The following is a 17,056-nucleotide window of genomic DNA, read 5'->3' on the forward strand; positions in this document are numbered from 1 at the left end:
TCAGCCATTTTAGTCCCCGCTTTAGTCCCCACATCTCATCTCTGCTCCCGCTTTACCCCCCCTCAACGCCTCACTCCACCTTTGTTGCGAGCTAAGCACACTCTATGGCTTCTCAATCCTGCCCCGCCTGGAGACTATGAAGACACCGCTAGGCAATTACTTCGGCTTCTTATAGATTGCTTAGCTTGGCAAAGCACCGAAGGGAATCTCATGGCTGACGAGTTTGATGTCCAAAGCGATCTAGGCTCTCTGTGGCATCGCTGGGACCCGCATATCCATACGCCCGGTACTGCTCTGAACGACCAATACACGGGGCCAGATCCCTGGGAGGAGTTCCTCAGTGCCATTGAAGCCTCAAGCCCTCCCATTCGTGCCCTGGGCATCACCGACTACTTCGGCATTGAGCGCTACGAGCAGGTCGTTGACCTAAAAAAACAGGGCCGGCTGCCTGGCGTCGGCCTGATTTTCCCCAACGTCGAACTGCGTCTGGGCATCGAGACGGCGAAGGCATCCGCAGTCAATATCCATCTGCTGTTCTCACCGCATGATTCGGATCATGTTGAGCGTATTAAGCGCTTCCTACTAGAGTTCGAGTTCCCTCATCTAGGTGAGACCTATCGGTGCCATCGCGACGACCTCATTCGGCTGGGGCGCACTCACAAGGCACAGCTGACAGACGACGATGTAGCCCGATCCGAAGGCGCCAACCAATTCAAGGTAACTTTCGATCAACTCAAGCAGGTGTTGTCGAAGAACGAATGGGTCAAAAAGAACACCCTTATCGCAGTAGCGGGCGGAGAAAAAGATGGCTCATCTGGACTACGCGACGCGACAGGCTCATTCGCCGCGCAGCGCAAGAATATCGAAGGTCTGGCGCATATCGTCTTCAGTGCGAATCCAAAGCAAATCCGGTTCTGGCTCGGCAAAGAGTCAGCCTCGGTCGATGAACTTGAAAGCCAGTACAACGGTTGCAAACCTTGCCTGCATGGGTCAGACGCCCATTCTGTAGCCAAGGTAGGCCAACCCGATGGTGACCGCCGATGCTGGATCAAAGGAGATCTAACATTTGATTCGCTACGCCAGATTTGCATCGAACCTGAAGAGCGGGTTTTTGTTGGTGCCGAGCCTCCGCGCGGTGCACTGGATAGCCATGCGATCAAGTCAGTGTCCGTCACAAACGCGCCGTGGATCGCGAATGGCGCCGTAGCACTGAATGCGGGCCTGGTTGCCGTGATCGGTGCTCGGGGGTCAGGCAAAACTGCACTGGCAGATTTGATCGCGGCCGGTGGCCTTGCGCTTTCCCCCCATCTGAACGAGCGATCTTTTATCCATCGAGCGAAACAGCACCTCGGTGACAGTGAAGCCGAGTTGCACTGGGCATCTGGAGAAAAGACCGGAAATCAGCTCACCCAAACTGACATGGAAGACTATCTAGCCAGCCCGTATGTTCAGTACCTGTCGCAACAGTTTGTTGATCAGCTCTGCTCGGCGGAAGGCTTGGATGACGCTCTGGTCGCGGAGATCGAGCGAGTAATTTTCAATGCGCACCCGCTCGCCGATCGCCAAGGTGCCGACTCATTTATGGAACTGCTGAATATTCGCCTGGATTCCTCACGCCAGATGCGCGAACGGCAGCAGCAGGCGCTGACTAGGGCATCCGCCGACCTCACCGATGAGCGCGTTAGAAAGGACGGCCTCAAGGCACTGGAGAAGGATCGCGACGAGAAGAAACGAGCTATTGATAAGGACAAAACTGATCGCGACGCACTGATCCCCAAGGGCAATGAAGAACGGGCCAGACGTCATGAACAAATCTCCCTTGCGGTCGACGCGAAACGGCAGCAGGTGGATCAGGCTGTACGTAAGCATCAATCCCTGCTCAACCTGCAAAACGACGTGCGTGACTTCCGCTCCAGGCAAGCGCCAGCATTCCTCGCCGACCTTAAGCGCGATCGCGAGAACGCCGGTTTAAGCGACGCTGACTGGGACTACTTCAAACTCGACTTTGTAGGCCCAGTCGACTTGCTTCTGACCGAACAAATCAAACAGGCGAGCCTGTTGATTGCTGAGCTGCAAGGTCCCGCGAATACTGATCCAATGGTTCAGGCGAACCCTGATCCAACAGTCGCACTAATATCCCTGGATTCGAGTCTTGCCAATCAGTCTCTCTCCTTGCTGGAACGAGAGCTGGCACGCATACGTACACTGGTTGGCGTTGACACACAGAACGCCAAGCGCTTCACAACCTTGTCGGACAAGATCACCAGGGCAGAGACTGCACTTAACAAAGTGCTCCAGCAGATTGAACGCGCCCAAGGAGCCGATGAGCGTATACGGGTACTGCTCGACACACGTCGTACGGCATATGCAGCCATCTTCGAGGCCATCGTCGAAGAAGAAAAGGAGCTAGTAGATCTCTATGGGCCCATCAAATCTCGCATTGATGAGGCCGCCGGTTCCCTATCAAAGCTGTCATTCTCGGTACGCCGAGTTGTCGACCTAGCAGGATGGGCAGCCAAAGGTGAAAGTCTCCTGGACTTACGTACCAATGGCCCCTTCAAAGGGCGCGGCGAACTGTTGCGATGCGCACGCGCCGGGCTGCTGTCAGCTTGGTCGACAGGTGACGCCACCCAAGCTGCCACAGCCTTACTAGACTTCGTGAAAACCAATGAGTCGGCGCTCAGAGATCACATGCCGGAGAATGCTGACTTCCGCGCATGGGCGCGCGATATCTCCGACTGGCTTTACAGCACCGATCACATCACTGTCGGATATGGCTTGCAGTACGACGGCGTCGATATCGAGCAGTTGTCTCCTGGTACACGCGGCATCGTGTTACTATTGCTGTATCTGGCCATTGATGCGGAAGACGACCGGCCGCTGATCATCGACCAACCCGAAGAAAACCTGGACCCTCAGTCGATCTTCGAGGAGCTGGTACATCGCTTCCGTGATGCTAAAAAGCGGCGTCAGATCATCATCGTGACACACAATGCCAACCTGGTAGTTAACACTGATGCGGATCAAGTGATCGTGGCTAAGTGCGGGTCGCATAGACCTGGCAAGTTGCCGCTCATTACCTACGTGAGCGGTAGCCTCGAAAACCCGCTCATTAGGCAGCACGTCTGCGAAATCCTAGAAGGCGGTGAGCGTGCTTTCAAAGAACGCGCCAAACGTCTGCGGGTTTCAATCTGAACCCGATCGCCGGAGACCTTGATGGGGCCGCCCCATCAAGCCGGTCACAGCATGACGTATGTTGGCACCACCATCTGAGTGTGCTCTTTGAGATCTAGCAGTCCGGGGCGATTCACTGAGGTCGACTGCGGCTTATCAAACCCTGGATAGCAACAGCGACTTTACCCAGAGCATCAATAACTCCGTCCATAACAAAATCTAAAGCTCTTCCATAGCCTGCATTGACAGTTGCTATATCGAAACCAAGTTGCTGCAGGGTGCTCAGGCACCGCTCCATAGCCTCGTGAGCATCAGCGATTCTGAGATCGTTATTCAAGAACAAGGGGGCCATGGCTTCATTGCGATCATTCCAGCCCTCGGGCTCGCTACCTGAAGCGAAGGTATCGCTCGCCTCCTCATGAACGTTCAGTCTTTCGATGACATTCAAAAGTGCCTGCAAAAGCTTGAGACTTCCGAGGTCTTTGACCGCCGCTCTCGGACACCCAGCATGCTCTAACAATGACTTGAGATAGCCGTTTGGAACGCGCTGCCAGACCTCATGCAAACTCTTGCAGCGAGCGAGGAACATCTGTTGTGTCATGTCCAATGGTGCCACTTGGGCAAGGCGACTGAGCGCTGGATAGGCCAACCAACCATTTGCCGCCACCTCTGTACGCTGGAAACCTGTCAGCTCTTCTGCCGACTTGTTCAGACCCACGGCTCTACCTAGTGCAGAAAGGCCGTCGCCCAACTGTAAAAGCACATCGAGCAGCCGCTGCACCTTCGCAACAACATGCTCTTCATTCAGGTCCACATGCGCTAAGTCGGCCGGATCAACCGCAAATGATCGGGCATGCACTATCTCGCGATCAGGCTTCGCTTTGTAAAGCTCACGCATCGGCACTTGGAGCAGGTTTCTCCCAACCCGCCGACAAGCTGTGAAACTCCACTGCCCTCTGTATGAAGGACTGCAATGCCACTGCCCCCAAACATAAGCAGGCACCGAGTCATAAAAAGCACTCTCCTCATATCTCTTTAGGAACCGATCATCGAGATAGACCGGATCATTCCCCACCAATGCGTTTGCTCGTGCGTGAGTCATAGGCTGGGCATGACCTGGCCATAGGATGCCCTCAGCAGTTTGCTCTGGACAGAGCTCTGGCGTTACCGCCTCAACTGAGGCCCAAAGCTGTAGTAGGAGACCTCCCTCATGCTCGCGGATGTCTAACTCGTACCAGGCGACACCTTCGGTAGGCTTGCAGCCTACATGAGACTTTCCTCCCATAACCGCTCGCACCTCGGGGACATCCGGTAGCTGGGCTGAGTAGTAAAAAACTCGCACACCCCGGGCACCGCGTAGCCAAAGATAGCGACGGAGGTACTCATTCGACATGCGCCAACTTACGGGCCTCTTCAAGTTCCAGTGATATTCACTGGACACCTCTCCCTCGGCCACACCAAATTCTGGAAGCCCTAAGTCATCAAAGACAAGACTCTGATGCTCGTTACCAACGCAGCGAGGGGTCAATCCGAGTGCCATCCAAACCTTCTCCGCAAGGTTGAAGGTGTAGAAGGAGCCATCACCCCATGACGCCACAATGTAATCGTACCCTGAGATGGAGGGCGTAAAACTCGCAGAACAGCCAGACACCTCGCCTGCGGGAACAGAGTACTCAACGACGCCACTAGCACCTTCGTCCAGGACCTCAAGCGGGACATCCTGACCGACAGGAACCACGGCCATCAGTAAATGAAGATGCTCGGCCTCCATCCCATCCGGATCACTCTCGTAGAGTGACGCTACCTCCACCATCTGCCTCGGTGACATACCTGCTGGTGCCAAGAGCTGTTTCAACCGTTCTGGCAGACAATCCAAAGGAAGTGGAAAGGCCTCTAAATAATTAATAGTCATTGCGTATCAACTAGCCCCTTCATTATCACCCGCCCCCGATTCACCAAATCGCTCACGGTACAGTTGAGCCCCAAGCGCCATGACCTCCAGATCATTCTTCCCGACGTCCGTAGCGGATCTGACTACCAGTTTTCTCTTCATGATCGCCATCTCAAAGAGAAGCTCTGGCTGCCCATCTTTAAGAATCGCCGGTAGAAGAAGATAGGCACCCACCCTTTTAAAAGCGCCCAAGAAACGCGACAAATTGGCATCGCTGGCAGCTTCCATAGTCTGCATTCGCGAAACTATTGTGTGTGCCTTCCGGTTCGACGGCTCCTCTGTCTCAGGTGGGCTCGAGGTAATTAGGAGCCGGTAATGTGCCGGGTGCTCACGGGATATCCCCTGTATTACCGCCAAGTAGATTTCTTCATTTAGATCGGCACTTCCTATGCGCTCACGCCAGCGGGCAAAGATTTTGGTGGCCGCCCCCGCATCGGTGAACATCAGCGCCAACGCCGGCGGGGCATTGCGAGCAAAATCAGCGACGAAGACTCCTCGCCAGCCAGCCTGATCCCAAAGATGGACATCAATGACCGACCGTACCCCGAGTTGGCGGTGATCGCTCAACGAGTCGGGCGAAATCAGGGTTTCCTCATCGACCTCGGCGGTTTCATCGCTACGCACCGTTAGGGGGACACGTTTAATCACAGGCCGTGTGGGCTCAAGAGCAAACTCTGTATTCGCCATGTCAGACCACGCAGTGATCGTGGAAAAGGAGTGATTGAATAGACGCTGTCGGCTGTTGCCGACCGTCACGATCATGGCAATCCGATCCAGCACTGCTTCGTTCTCGAACAGCTGATCAAGGGTGGTCTCTAGGTCAGGAACATGGCAGGTCGCGGCAAAGATGGTGGCCGCCAGATGGATCAGCGTCTGCTGAACTTCTTGTGTTCGAGCGTGCGAGCTCGCCGCCAGCCCGCTAGGCCACGTCACCGTAGCAGTCATGTCCTCTTCATTCGCACTGAATCCAGGTGCCGCATTCTGGCCGGTCTCCTGAACGGTAATTCTGAAACACTCGGTGTGAGCAGCGACTCTGAGTTGGAGAGCAGTGGCAAAAAGAGCCTCAATAGTGCCTAAGATGGCCTCTGCCAAGGGAATTGATGTCTCAGTGCATGGATGTTGAATCGAAACCAGCATGCCCTGCACCCGTGAGACGAGATATTGCGATGTTCCCTCATTGAAAATCACGGGGTAATCGGTATTGCTGCCAGCTGGCTGACTGGCAATCTGGGAGAAAAGCTCAGCAACCTGCTCGAACGTCTCCTGCTCAGGGATGGTCCCTTCCTCTCGCAGCTTCGCCTCGTGGCCAAGAACATAGAGCAGAGCATTTCGGCTATGCATCAAACCCAACCGTTCCAGCACCTCAGGTAGTTGAGTGACTCGCCGGAGATTATTCTCATTTAAGTTCACAAGTTGGCAGGTGAGGATCAGATCCAACTCTCCCAGGCGTTTCCTGACTCGCTCCTGGGATTGATCATCGAGCGGTAGCCCGTTCGCACAGCCATGTACCAGCCGGACCGCCTCCAGCAGGTCGGGTAGATGACGGAGCTCGACAGTAATCCAGACTAGGATCATTAATGTCGGAACAATCGATGCGGGAAGGTCATGGTCTTCGTCAGCAGCAATAAACATCGATGCAATCGCAAAAATGCAACTGGCGCGTGCTGCCCATAGAAGCCCCGCACTACGATATGCCAAGGCGAGAAGCTGTGATGCTTCAATCAGAGCTTCGGAGTACTCCTTCTTAGTCAATTGTCGGACTGCCTTGCCTAGCAGCCGAATCATCTCGAAGTTGTCCTTGAAGTCGAGCTGCCTTGCCCGCTTCAGAAGTACCAGAGCTCCCTGCGCCTCGCCCGTACGCTCGGTCACGAACGCAGCCATTTCATCAACCAGCGCAGCGTAGCCAGGGTCATTGGCTGCGGCGTTGCCGAAAACCTCGATCAAGTTTGTTAACCGCTCCGCGGAAAACTCGCCTAGACCTCGCGCCTGCCGAAGCACTTCTGAGAACTGCGGCCAGAGCTCAACTAGTAGTTGCTGGTCATCAGCCAATGCGGCTCGATTAACGTCAAGGACAAGCATTGATGTCCTTGCTTCCAAAGCGTGATTCGGCCGCTCTAGCTCGGCCGCCATCAAGGTCAATTTTTCGCGTAGACGACGAACACGCTCATCGAGCTGAGCCTCCTCAGCTGTCAGGTGCTGATGAATTACTGAGTTGAAAAGCAACTGGGCCAAATTGCAAAGCAGCTCAAGGTTCTTGGCATGGCCGGTATCCAGAACCAACTGCTCGAATGCCTCGTACCCCTCATTCATCAAAGCTATATCATCGAACCACCAAAAGGCCGTCCAGAGTTTTTCGTAGTGGGCCTCAAGCTTCTGACGGTGATTTCCGTAGCGTGCAGCCAAGCGGATGGCTCTTTCAAACCGACCATCTGTTTCTGTCCGAGGACGCTCCAGGTTACGGGACAGCTTGGCAGCTACAAGCGCTTCCGTCGCTCGTTGCATTTCCATTCCCTTGAACTCACCGGGACGTGCGAGCGACTGCTCAAGCTCTTCTAATTGTTGGTTACGCGAGTAGTCGGACGGCCCCAGACGGCGACTGTCGGCCACCTCTTGCCCGACATGCAGGTAGTGGTAGGCCAAGTCTCTATGGTCATGATCAATGACCTTATCAACGATCCAACTGCGGTCCAGGATCGTGACGATGACTCCGTACAGTTTTGAGAGCTCATCCTCCAATTGCGCGCGTTTTTTGGCGGGTGCAAATTGTGCCGTAACGCAGATAATTTTCTTGTATCCGCGCTGAGTTGCAACAATTCCAGCGACATCATTGCGTACCTTTTCCGCCCATTTCTTTTTCGCGCTGAACGCGAAGGCCCAGCGTTCCTGGCCGGCCGCAATATTGCCAATGTAAGTATGCTCGGCGAGCTCCTCGGCAACAGGATAGGTCTCTGCATCCGCCTTGCTATCACCTCCTCCTTCAGGCCCCGTGGATGGCTTGAGGTTGGGACAGATCATCCGTTCGCACAGTTTTCGACAAAATATCTCGAAGTCATGCATCTCATTGCGCGAGGTGATGCTTTCCAGACAGTACTCAAGCATTTTGGCGTCCAACAGGTAGGACACTCGATCAGCACTATCGGAGTAAAACTCCGGACGCAGCTGCCGCATAAAGTGCGAAGGCGATAATCTTGAATCTTGCTCCATAGCCATTGCCAGCCCCTAACCGTCCAGAGTCATATCATTCAAACTGAAGCCTAACTTCCTCGATAACAGCGTGAGCCGCCGCAACAAAAACGTCCATATCTATCTCGCGAGATTGATGATAGTGCGCCCGCCGCATACTTCTTATCCCAAAATCCATTTCCGCCTGCTGCCAGTAGCCATCCTTTGAGTGCTCAAAAATCACAGAACCCACAGCATATTTTCCAGCTTCACCATCGATATTCACATGATGAAATATATTGCTAAAGTCAACCAACTTTTCATCTTTAGTTGCAATCCATGAGTCTTGTTTTACACCATCAAGACCGTGCTCATCCATAGAGTTTGCCGCTTGAAGAAGCAATAAATCACTTGTCCCATTAAAGGCGATTGCCAACACCTCAGAAGGACTACGAGGAGATTTATTATCACGCGTTTTCAAAAAATTACCCCTAATCCTCCTTCTAATATCAATAACTTCCCTACAATCAGCGGGAGGCTCAGCAAAACAGTACTTTGCAATTTCAATCTCCGCCGCACTTAAAATATCAACCTTGCTCTCCAAGCAATCTAGATACGCCTTGAATTTATCAATAGGTTTACCATGGTTCTTTTTATCAACCAGATTCAAATATGCAATACACGTGAACGGCACCGCCATAACTGCTTGCGATTCGGGAGAAAGATCCTCAAAACCATAACCATCACTAGCTGCCTTGAAAATGGTTCGCGTGCTATTCGGGGTATCAACAAACCCAGGCAGATGTGCAGACAAAAAGGACTCGTAGTACTCTCTCGACCTATTGGCCGCCTCAGGCGGCATTTCCTTTAGCGCTAACCCGGGAGAAATACAAATACTCTTGGGCGGGCATCTCTGCAACAAACTAATCAAATTATGCAAGCCTTGAGCTTTTACAGACGACCATTTATTTCCATTTTTTACTACCTTCTCCATGCTTATAAGAATATTGGTATCCAAAGACAATGAAGTTTCAATTCCTCTTGCGTGATTTCGCGCCACCACAACTGGATCTAGCCTCTCCTCGCCACCTAAACTTCTACTTGGCTTAATAAACAGAGTTCTTTTTTCCATATACCCTACTTAAATTCTGAATTTCTAAAAGTGGCGGTGATTGAAGGTACTGCAGCTGGAGAGGCGGGTACCAAGCCATACCTCGAGGGAGGCCACCGCATGCTGTATGGCCAACAGGTGCCGCCAACAAATACTGTACGCACATACAGCAAAAAGCAACTACCCCCATTTTCAATCACTGCCAAAACACTCCCACATCCGAACTCCATAGCCGAGTGACGAGACGAGACTTGAATGAGCAGAGAGCAAGCTCGTATGATTGATGCAGGCTGGATCGGAGCCTGCTGCCCACCTTGGCAAACCCGAATGGGACGATTCTCTTCTTACTTAATGCGTTTGGGATTCCCTGTGCGGATCTCGGCAGTGGGCACCGGCACTCCGCGAACAGAGGAGCCTTTACATGCAACGCATTTACTTGATCCCGCAAGAAGCCATCTCTCGCCTTAAGCAACGTGCTCGCCGCATGAAGCGAGAAAAAGATATCCCGCATCACGAAGCTCTTGAGATCACAGCCAAGGCCGCTGGATTTGATAACTGGCATCAGGTCGCAGAAGCTGCGGAGAAGTGCAAGCCGATTGAGGATGCATACCACCGAGGATTTCTGCTGGCTTTCGACCCATCAGAAGTGCTTGACACAGAGGATGAAGACTCGCCTCTCAAGTGGGAGCCTTATGCTTTCAACCTTCTGCAAGATCGACTGTTTGAAAACTATGCCAGTCAGCTTGACGAAGAAGATCCTGATGAAAGGCCTATTTCGGAGACGCTAGATCCGAGTGATCTCCAAGAGTACTTCAGCGATGACTGGGGCAGCATGTACTTCTTCCGACTGAAGCGCTCCGACCAAGTGACCACAATCGAGCAACTCTTGTCGCTCGTGAGCAAGAACTCGTTTTGGCCTCCACGCTTCGTCTTCTCCAAGGGAAAACTGGTGGATACCTATAGGCAACCAGCGCTGAACGCCAACGGTGAAGTTGTGGGCATTCGCTTCTAACGGCAAACAGCCTTAAGTCTGGCCGTGTAGACGCCTACGCAAAACAGCTGCCTGGGTTTAATCATTGATTTGAGAACAAAAGCTAGGCTGGCAATAATTCTTCACGCAAGATTAAAAGCTCCCGCGGCGCGTCGATGCCGATACGAGCGGTTCGGTCGCTGAGCTCTACGACATCAATGTAAATGCCGCCGGACCTTAGATCATCCAACAGCGCCGCCTCGTCGGCACCCTCCTTAATGCTTAAGCAAAGCCGTTCTCCTTGATGACGCGCGAGCACGAGATAACCCATTGTGTTGCCCTCCTTGGATAATGGTTCAAGGAGGTTAGCGCGTTGCGAGAAAAGCGCCATCGGGCCTATGGATTGCACTTCTCATGCTTGTGTTTCATGCATCGGATACCGACAGGTAAAATGACTTGTTCGGAACGGGCAGCAGGCCCATGTTCTCGGTCGCTGAAGTAGTCGCCCACTGCCTCTCCTTGCTGGAATGGCAAGATCAGTCTTGATGCAATGACGCTTGCCGGCGCTCTTCTTTCTTGACCTCCTCCTGAAACGCCTCATCCAACAAGCTAGGGCGCTTCCTCCAGGGCTTGCGGTCGGGCTCAGGCTGCGCCGCATAGGTCACGACTTCCCCGCCGTAAACCGCCTCAAACCGTTGCTTCTGGCGCTCAAGCTCAGCGCGCAGTTCGTCTTTCGTCATGCTCTGCCCTTGAAGATTCGGATGATCTGAGATTGCCACACCTTCCGGCCGCCCAGCTTAGGTACCAAGTGGCGATTCACAACTTGGCTGCTTCCTACGGTGAAGGCGCTCCAAGACGTGCGGTGCTGATTGGCGACCCTAGCTGAGGAGTGGAGAGAGAAAGTGACGGACGAACACGCCTGTACTTGGCTTCCGGGTAAAATCCATCGTTCCTAAAAGAGCAATCATGGCCTCGGAGGCAGGGAGGCACCGAACCAATAATCGACGATTATTTCCTCTTAGATCATTCACAAACCATTGAACTACTTGACTCGCATAGCCCCGTCTCCGATATTCAGGAGCTATTATCAGCATATGAAGCTCCATTTCCGCAGGTTCTGGACATGCTCGTAAAATAACAAACCCCACAGATTCACGACCAACAACGAGCATCTGCAAAATCACACCCACTTGCTGCCTTGCTCTATAAGAGTCGACCGATAGGCGTAACTGCTGCATGTATGAGTCGACCGCCGTGGGAGTGTCCAGGCCTGTAAAGTGACCGTTACGCGCCTCCGTCATAAGCAGTGCTCGCACAGTCGATAAATCCACATCCGAAGCCTCGCACAATTGCAACTCCGTCTTCCTGCGCCTAAATAAACTAAAAATAGCCCACATACTTTCTTTCCTACTCGCCAAAATTAATCGTCTGACAGATATAAATCAACGAGGTAGTGATAGAAGTGAATGCCACACCCCTGAATACTTCTTACTTCGTGATAGCAACTCAAATGCGATTCACGAATCAAGTCATTCGCTGCATGACCTTTGCACCTTGTATCAAACCCTTCATAGTCGATACTATTAATATGCAACTGATAGTCCATACATAGCTTATTAAAATCCGGACTAGCCACATAAACCACAACAATTATCGGGCTCGCACCAACCGAATTGTATCCCGCTACTTTATTTAGGTGCTCATTAATAACTGTTGTATTGAGCCCCTGAACTCGAAAGGCCTCAAGAAGCGAAACACGATTTGAATCACCGTCAAAAATCCAACCATCCCCTTCCCCTACACCTTTCCCTGAGGCGGACTTACCCGCCCTGGACTGATCAGCAACAGTCCACTTTAAATAATTCAAGCGATGCCTAAGAATTGAAACAAGCCAATCGTTGATCATGTCCTCATCATCAAGCGGGATAGTTTTTCCACCACCTACTTTTTTACGCTGCAAATTACTCTTGCGACTCAATAGCTCGCGCACCGCCAATTCTGTATTTTTGGAGATAAATTTCTCAACAGTGCAATCATTTCCAGCTATTACACGACATTGCTGCCGAGCATCCATTGACCCTATTTGCCTCCAAACAATACCCGCTTGATCGTGTGAAGATCTTGCGAACAACTCGAGAGTATACGGAGATCCACTTATCTTAATGAAGTTCTCATTATTCAGTGCATCCTCTAGTTCTTCGAGTCTCTTAGACTCCGAGGCAGGACACTCCCCATGATGCTCTTTAACTGCGGCCAAGTGTGCCAATGCATCCTCTATACGACCAGTTGCTCGTAGGTGCTCGCACCAAAGCGGAGCCAACTCAAAGGAGTTACGCTGGTGTGAAGATGCCCCTTTCCAGAACTGCTCAAACGTATCCGGATCATTAGCACGCTTTAGGAGAGAAAGCACCTCATACACATCAGGCATCCCAAGTTCCACGTGCCCAAGATCTTGGTAAACCTCCAGCCAACTAGCATACAAACGCCTATAATGTGACGGGCTGACCTGGTCGCTTGACGCATCAGACAAAGCCATATGCGCCTTTATTACTCCGGTAGCATATTGGATCTGCTTCTTCTCTTTCAGCAATAACTCAAAAAATGCTAATGCCTTATTAGCATCCACCTGAAGATAAGCCAGTGCCAACAAGTATCTTTTGAATCGCCCCATTTCATTGGCATACGTTGCATCATCCCCTTTAACTTGATACGCCTTCAATGCTTCAACTCGCTCCTCCACTGAGTTATAACTGGACTCAAAAATATCCTTTAGCTCAATCTGCGTTTCTAAAGAATCGAATTCTTTCTGGAATGACTTATGTGCATTCTCTCTTCCAAGCTTCAATAGCCTAGCCACCAATCCTGAAAGACCAATATTGGCAGCCATAGCAATCATCTTTGAAATTTCTGGAGCAGAATATATTTTCTCCTCAGACAGATCCCTAGCATCGATCACTTCTTGAACTTGAGACTTCCTCGATAACGAGTTGGTTCCAACGTACATTTTGAGCAAGCAACTCAGCGGCGCTTCATTTTTTGAAATATTTACAAGCCGCTTAAACTCATCATCTCCAAAAATATTTGCCTTCTCACACAAGTCCTTCCAAAGCCGAATCCTGCTATACGAGGACTCATCAACAAGATTCTCAAATACACCTGAGAGTCGATCAGCGCCAAATCCATACGAAGCAGTAAGTGATAACATCGCTTCAACCAAGTCAACTTTGACCTTTGAATGCAACTCACTGGCATACAAACTCAAGAGAAGCCTAATATGGGTACGCACAGCAGACAGGAAGCCACTGCGAAGATTCGAATCTTTAGGAATTTCCTTTATTTCAAAATCATCAAATGCGAATATAAGCTTGCGCCTTGAAGAGGCTTTCGCGTGCTTAACAAGAAACTCCCAGCCCAACTCTTCGAATGCCTCTGGGTCGTCGCTCGAATTGCACCTAAAGCTCACCCTATATCGTAAAACACCTAAATAGCACTCGATTAAATATTCGACAACCCTTTCTATCTCTGCCTTGCTACCCTCGCCGCCTATTGACGACTGCTTAGAATCCAACACATCTAAGCACCAAAATAACAGCACCCACTGACCGAGAGGAATTTCTCCATCTTCATATCGCTTACCGCGCGGGCTAGCCATAAACAGATTTGCCATATTATGACACTCATGCCTGATTAGGCTAACCTCACCAATAGTATTTACAGAAAAATATCTTATGCTTTCAATAGCCAACTTCAGCTGAGGAATTAATGTTTCCCGAATAGACGTCGATTTTGAGGAAAAGCCCAGCTCCCTGTCTGAGATCCAAACTATAAGCTCACCAATGTTCTGCAGCACATCGACTACATTTCCCTCATGCACATTACGATAATGAGAGCCTACGTAGATCTCTAATGCCTGTGTCCAAGCTAAATTCCACCATAGTCGCTCATAATCCACCTGTTCAGATAATCCCCGCCCTGACCGCTGCAGTTCATTTGATATTCTGACAAGCCCTAAATGATTAGTGCTTAAGTTTGAAAGCAAATAACAGAGATACTTTGGCGCAGATATTCCACTTACCAGAACACCCAGCAACCGCGGCGACTTATTTGACAGTTCAAATAGCCTCCTCGTAATTGGGAAACTGCTATTCACGTTATATAAATTTCGTTCACCACTTACTATAGCCCATACAATATTATGCACCATTCCGTAGTGACCACTATGCCTTTCAGCTTCCATCCACCATTGATAAGCCTCAAGCAATCCTTCGCGCGGCTTTTTAAGCAATCGAGCAATTACACCTGCCAATGGCTCTAAATCAAGCTGCTCGTAGTACTGCGGCGGACTATCGTTCCTGCCATCTGAGCCGAATGCCACCACCCTGCCCATCTCGACAATTGATCCAATCCGATTGACGTCTAATGCGATATCAGCAGCAATTTTATCCCAACTTTCGAACAGCGAATCATCAGCCTCTACATATTTATATGCCGCCTCCAGAAACTCATCGCGCTCATCATTCCCCGAGAATTCCATATCAAATACATATGACACATCTGAAGCCATGACTATTTTGGAAAGCCATACTTTAAAGACCTCCAACCCAGGCTTACTCTCCGCCTTCAATATTCGCCACAAGTTCAGCGCCACGCCAGGAATGTCTTGCCTCTCCAGTGAAATCTTGTAGCCCCCTTCAATGGGAACCAGGCTAGTACTGGCCTGCATAAATGTAGATACTGATACATCTGAGCTCTGCAACCTCAAGTGCGGCGCCACGCAACCTATTCCATATCTAATCTCATACAGAGTTCGTAACGCATCCAACTGCCCCTTTAATTTCTCCGGCATATCTGGAGATGACTCTACGTGACGAATAATTTCAAGCCTATCGTTTCGAAATTTAATTACTCGTGCACTCTCCAGCTCTTGCATAGATACCCTGGCACGAACAGAGAGCAATCCTCCATCGCCTGCAGGCCAAGGCTCTCCATCCTCCAAAATACATCTGACCATCTCTCTACTGAGCTCAGCTGGATATACTTTCGCGCGACTTATCAGCGCTGCAATTTCACGATGCGTATAACATTGCTTGAAACTTTCATTTTTATGTAGCTCTCGGTATAGGCTTAATTTTTTTTCCAAATCTTCAATAAGACTATACTGAGTCATAGCTGAAACCCTGATCGCTGAAGTCTTTCGGTAAGGATGATGTTTTGGCTGTTGCTGTGGCCGATGCTTACTTTTCGCTAAGTACCTGCATTCACGCATGAAACCGGCTGTTCCCACGGATGGCAAGCTACTTGTGGCAGCTCGATGCCACCCTGCCGTCGAATGCAGGTCTATTTTGATTGGATCTCGGCTTCCCCGGACGGGGTTTGGCAAGAACCTAGTTCATTACTAGCTGCAGGCTAAGTCGATAACCTCGCGCCCCACCTTACAGGTGCTAGCTGATAGCCAAACCCAGCCCCCAAATTGGCCATGTCTCCTATGAGGCGGCGCACGGGCTATTCAATGGATTGATGGGTTGCACGGTGGCGGGTGGACTCCTGATCTGGCGCTATGCACCAACCCCGGATTAAGGCAGTTAAGGTTGGCCAGAATGAACTAGAAATTTCGGCAAGAAACCCCGAATCTATTGGCCTGCACGCCAGATTTGCGGACGCCTATATCTAGATAGTGCATTCAAGGTAAGCAAATCTGCAGCCTCATCCACTACCTGGAGCGTTACGAGATGGTTGCATTCATTAGCTTGGTAGAGAAAGCACTAACTACCGATCCTCTAACTTTGGCGCTTTGCTGCATCTTGGTACTCAGCTGCGGACTCGCAGCAGTTGCCTGGAGATCTAAATGAGCGATCGGAGCCAATGGGCAAAGCTCCCTATCCGCTGGGTGCATAAAGGTGGTCTAGGCAGGTTCACTGGTCGCGCCATAAGGAAGGTGCCGGTAGCCATGCCTTTCATGCCGCACGGACTCGAGGTCGAGCGCGAGGTCGATGTTGAGGCCCTGCGAAACGAATGCATCGCAGCACTACGGCTGTATCTGGTGCTGTGCTGCAGGGCCGACTTTGGGACAGGGGTCGCCCATGTCACGTACCCACAGCTGACATGCCTCGCCAAAATGTCTAGGGCGGTGATAGCGAGGTCATTCAGCAGGCTTGAGCAAGAGGGCTTGATAGAGCGCCAAGCACAGGCCACAAAGAGCGGCACGTCCGTAAGGATTGTTGGTTGGAATGACGAGTACGCCTGGGGAAAGATCCCGAAGCTTCATCTCCATGACGGTGGCAGCGATCGGATGCTATTACTGGCTGAATTCAACTACTGCAAATCCAGCCTAGATGCGCTGAAGGTCTTAATCGCCATACTTTCCCACCGCGATAAGTCTCGGGCAGGCATTGCGCGGTTGAGTTACGACGCGCTATCCAAAATAACTGGTGTGCCCCGATATCGGGTCGCGGACGCGATCACCAAGCTGTATGACATGAACCTCATCTCCTTCAGGCAGGGTGATTTTCGAGATATGGATCCGATGGACAGGACAAATCGCTACTTGGTCAGAGGATTGGGAAGCTATTGGCCGGAGGAAGACGCGGAACAAGCTGATCTTGCTGTCGGAGCTCCAGCTGCCCCCCAAAAGCCAAGTAAGAAGGAGTTGAAAGCCGCTGTCGACTTCGTGAAAGCCGGTGGTTAGCTG

The 17,056-nt window shown here is 51.2% G+C and carries 10 protein-coding genes; 3 read left to right on the top strand and 7 right to left on the bottom strand.

Annotated elements, in window-relative coordinates:
* The first annotated feature begins 210 nt into the window (after positions 1-210).
* Positions 211-3,195 (top strand): TrlF family AAA-like ATPase, encoded by a 2,985-nt coding sequence (locus CHB79_RS20040; protein WP_089361185.1) that lies wholly within the window; start codon positions 211-213, stop codon positions 3,193-3,195.
* Between the two features lie 112 nt (positions 3,196-3,307).
* Here the strand turns inward: CHB79_RS20040 and CHB79_RS20045 are convergent, their stop codons facing one another.
* From CHB79_RS20045 to CHB79_RS22095, 3 genes are read right to left on the bottom strand one after another with little or no spacing between them, the layout of a single operon-like run.
* Positions 3,308-5,086 carry a hypothetical protein gene (locus CHB79_RS20045; protein WP_089361186.1) on the bottom strand — a complete coding sequence of 593 codons (1,779 nt, stop codon included), beginning with the start codon at positions 5,084-5,086 and terminating at the stop codon, positions 3,308-3,310.
* A 6-nt stretch (positions 5,087-5,092) separates the two neighbouring features.
* Positions 5,093-8,335, bottom strand: a complete 3,243-nt coding sequence (locus tag CHB79_RS20050; protein ID WP_089361187.1) for an ATP-binding protein — start codon at positions 8,333-8,335, stop codon at positions 5,093-5,095.
* Positions 8,336-8,363: 28 nt separating this feature from the next.
* The gene (locus CHB79_RS22095; RefSeq protein ID WP_176443233.1) at positions 8,364-9,419 is read right to left on the bottom strand and encodes a hypothetical protein; all 1,056 of its coding nucleotides are present in this window, start codon (positions 9,417-9,419) and stop codon (positions 8,364-8,366) included.
* 400 nt (positions 9,420-9,819) lie between these two features.
* Here CHB79_RS22095 and CHB79_RS20060 point away from each other — a divergent pair, with 400 nt between their 5' ends.
* Positions 9,820-10,410: a P-loop NTPase family protein gene (locus CHB79_RS20060; RefSeq protein ID WP_089361188.1), complete on the top strand. Its 591-nt coding sequence runs from the start codon at positions 9,820-9,822 to the stop codon at positions 10,408-10,410.
* A gap of 82 nt (positions 10,411-10,492) precedes the next feature.
* On the opposite strand, the gene CHB79_RS20065 is transcribed toward CHB79_RS20060, so the two are convergent.
* The 4 genes from CHB79_RS20065 to CHB79_RS20080 form a co-directional block, all read right to left on the bottom strand.
* The gene (locus CHB79_RS20065; protein WP_176443234.1) at positions 10,493-10,699 is read right to left on the bottom strand and encodes a carbon storage regulator; all 207 of its coding nucleotides are present in this window, start codon (positions 10,697-10,699) and stop codon (positions 10,493-10,495) included.
* A 205-nt stretch (positions 10,700-10,904) separates the two neighbouring features.
* Complete coding sequence (locus CHB79_RS20070; protein ID WP_089361190.1) at positions 10,905-11,108, bottom strand: hypothetical protein; 204 nt, start codon at positions 11,106-11,108, stop codon at positions 10,905-10,907.
* 138 nt (positions 11,109-11,246) lie between these two features.
* Positions 11,247-11,765 (bottom strand): GNAT family N-acetyltransferase, encoded by a 519-nt coding sequence (locus tag CHB79_RS22475; protein ID WP_089361191.1) that lies wholly within the window; start codon positions 11,763-11,765, stop codon positions 11,247-11,249.
* 23 nt (positions 11,766-11,788) lie between these two features.
* Positions 11,789-15,535 (bottom strand): hypothetical protein, encoded by a 3,747-nt coding sequence (locus CHB79_RS20080; protein ID WP_141133445.1) that lies wholly within the window; start codon positions 15,533-15,535, stop codon positions 11,789-11,791.
* 678 nt (positions 15,536-16,213) lie between these two features.
* On the opposite strand from CHB79_RS20080, the gene CHB79_RS20085 reads away from it, so the two are divergent.
* Positions 16,214-17,053, top strand: a complete 840-nt coding sequence (locus CHB79_RS20085) for a hypothetical protein (protein WP_089361193.1) — start codon at positions 16,214-16,216, stop codon at positions 17,051-17,053.
* The last annotated feature ends 3 nt before the right edge of the window (positions 17,054-17,056 follow it).

Origin of the sequence: Pseudomonas segetis (assembly GCF_900188155.1) — a bacterium.
Taxonomy (GTDB): domain Bacteria; phylum Pseudomonadota; class Gammaproteobacteria; order Pseudomonadales; family Pseudomonadaceae; genus Aquipseudomonas; species Aquipseudomonas segetis.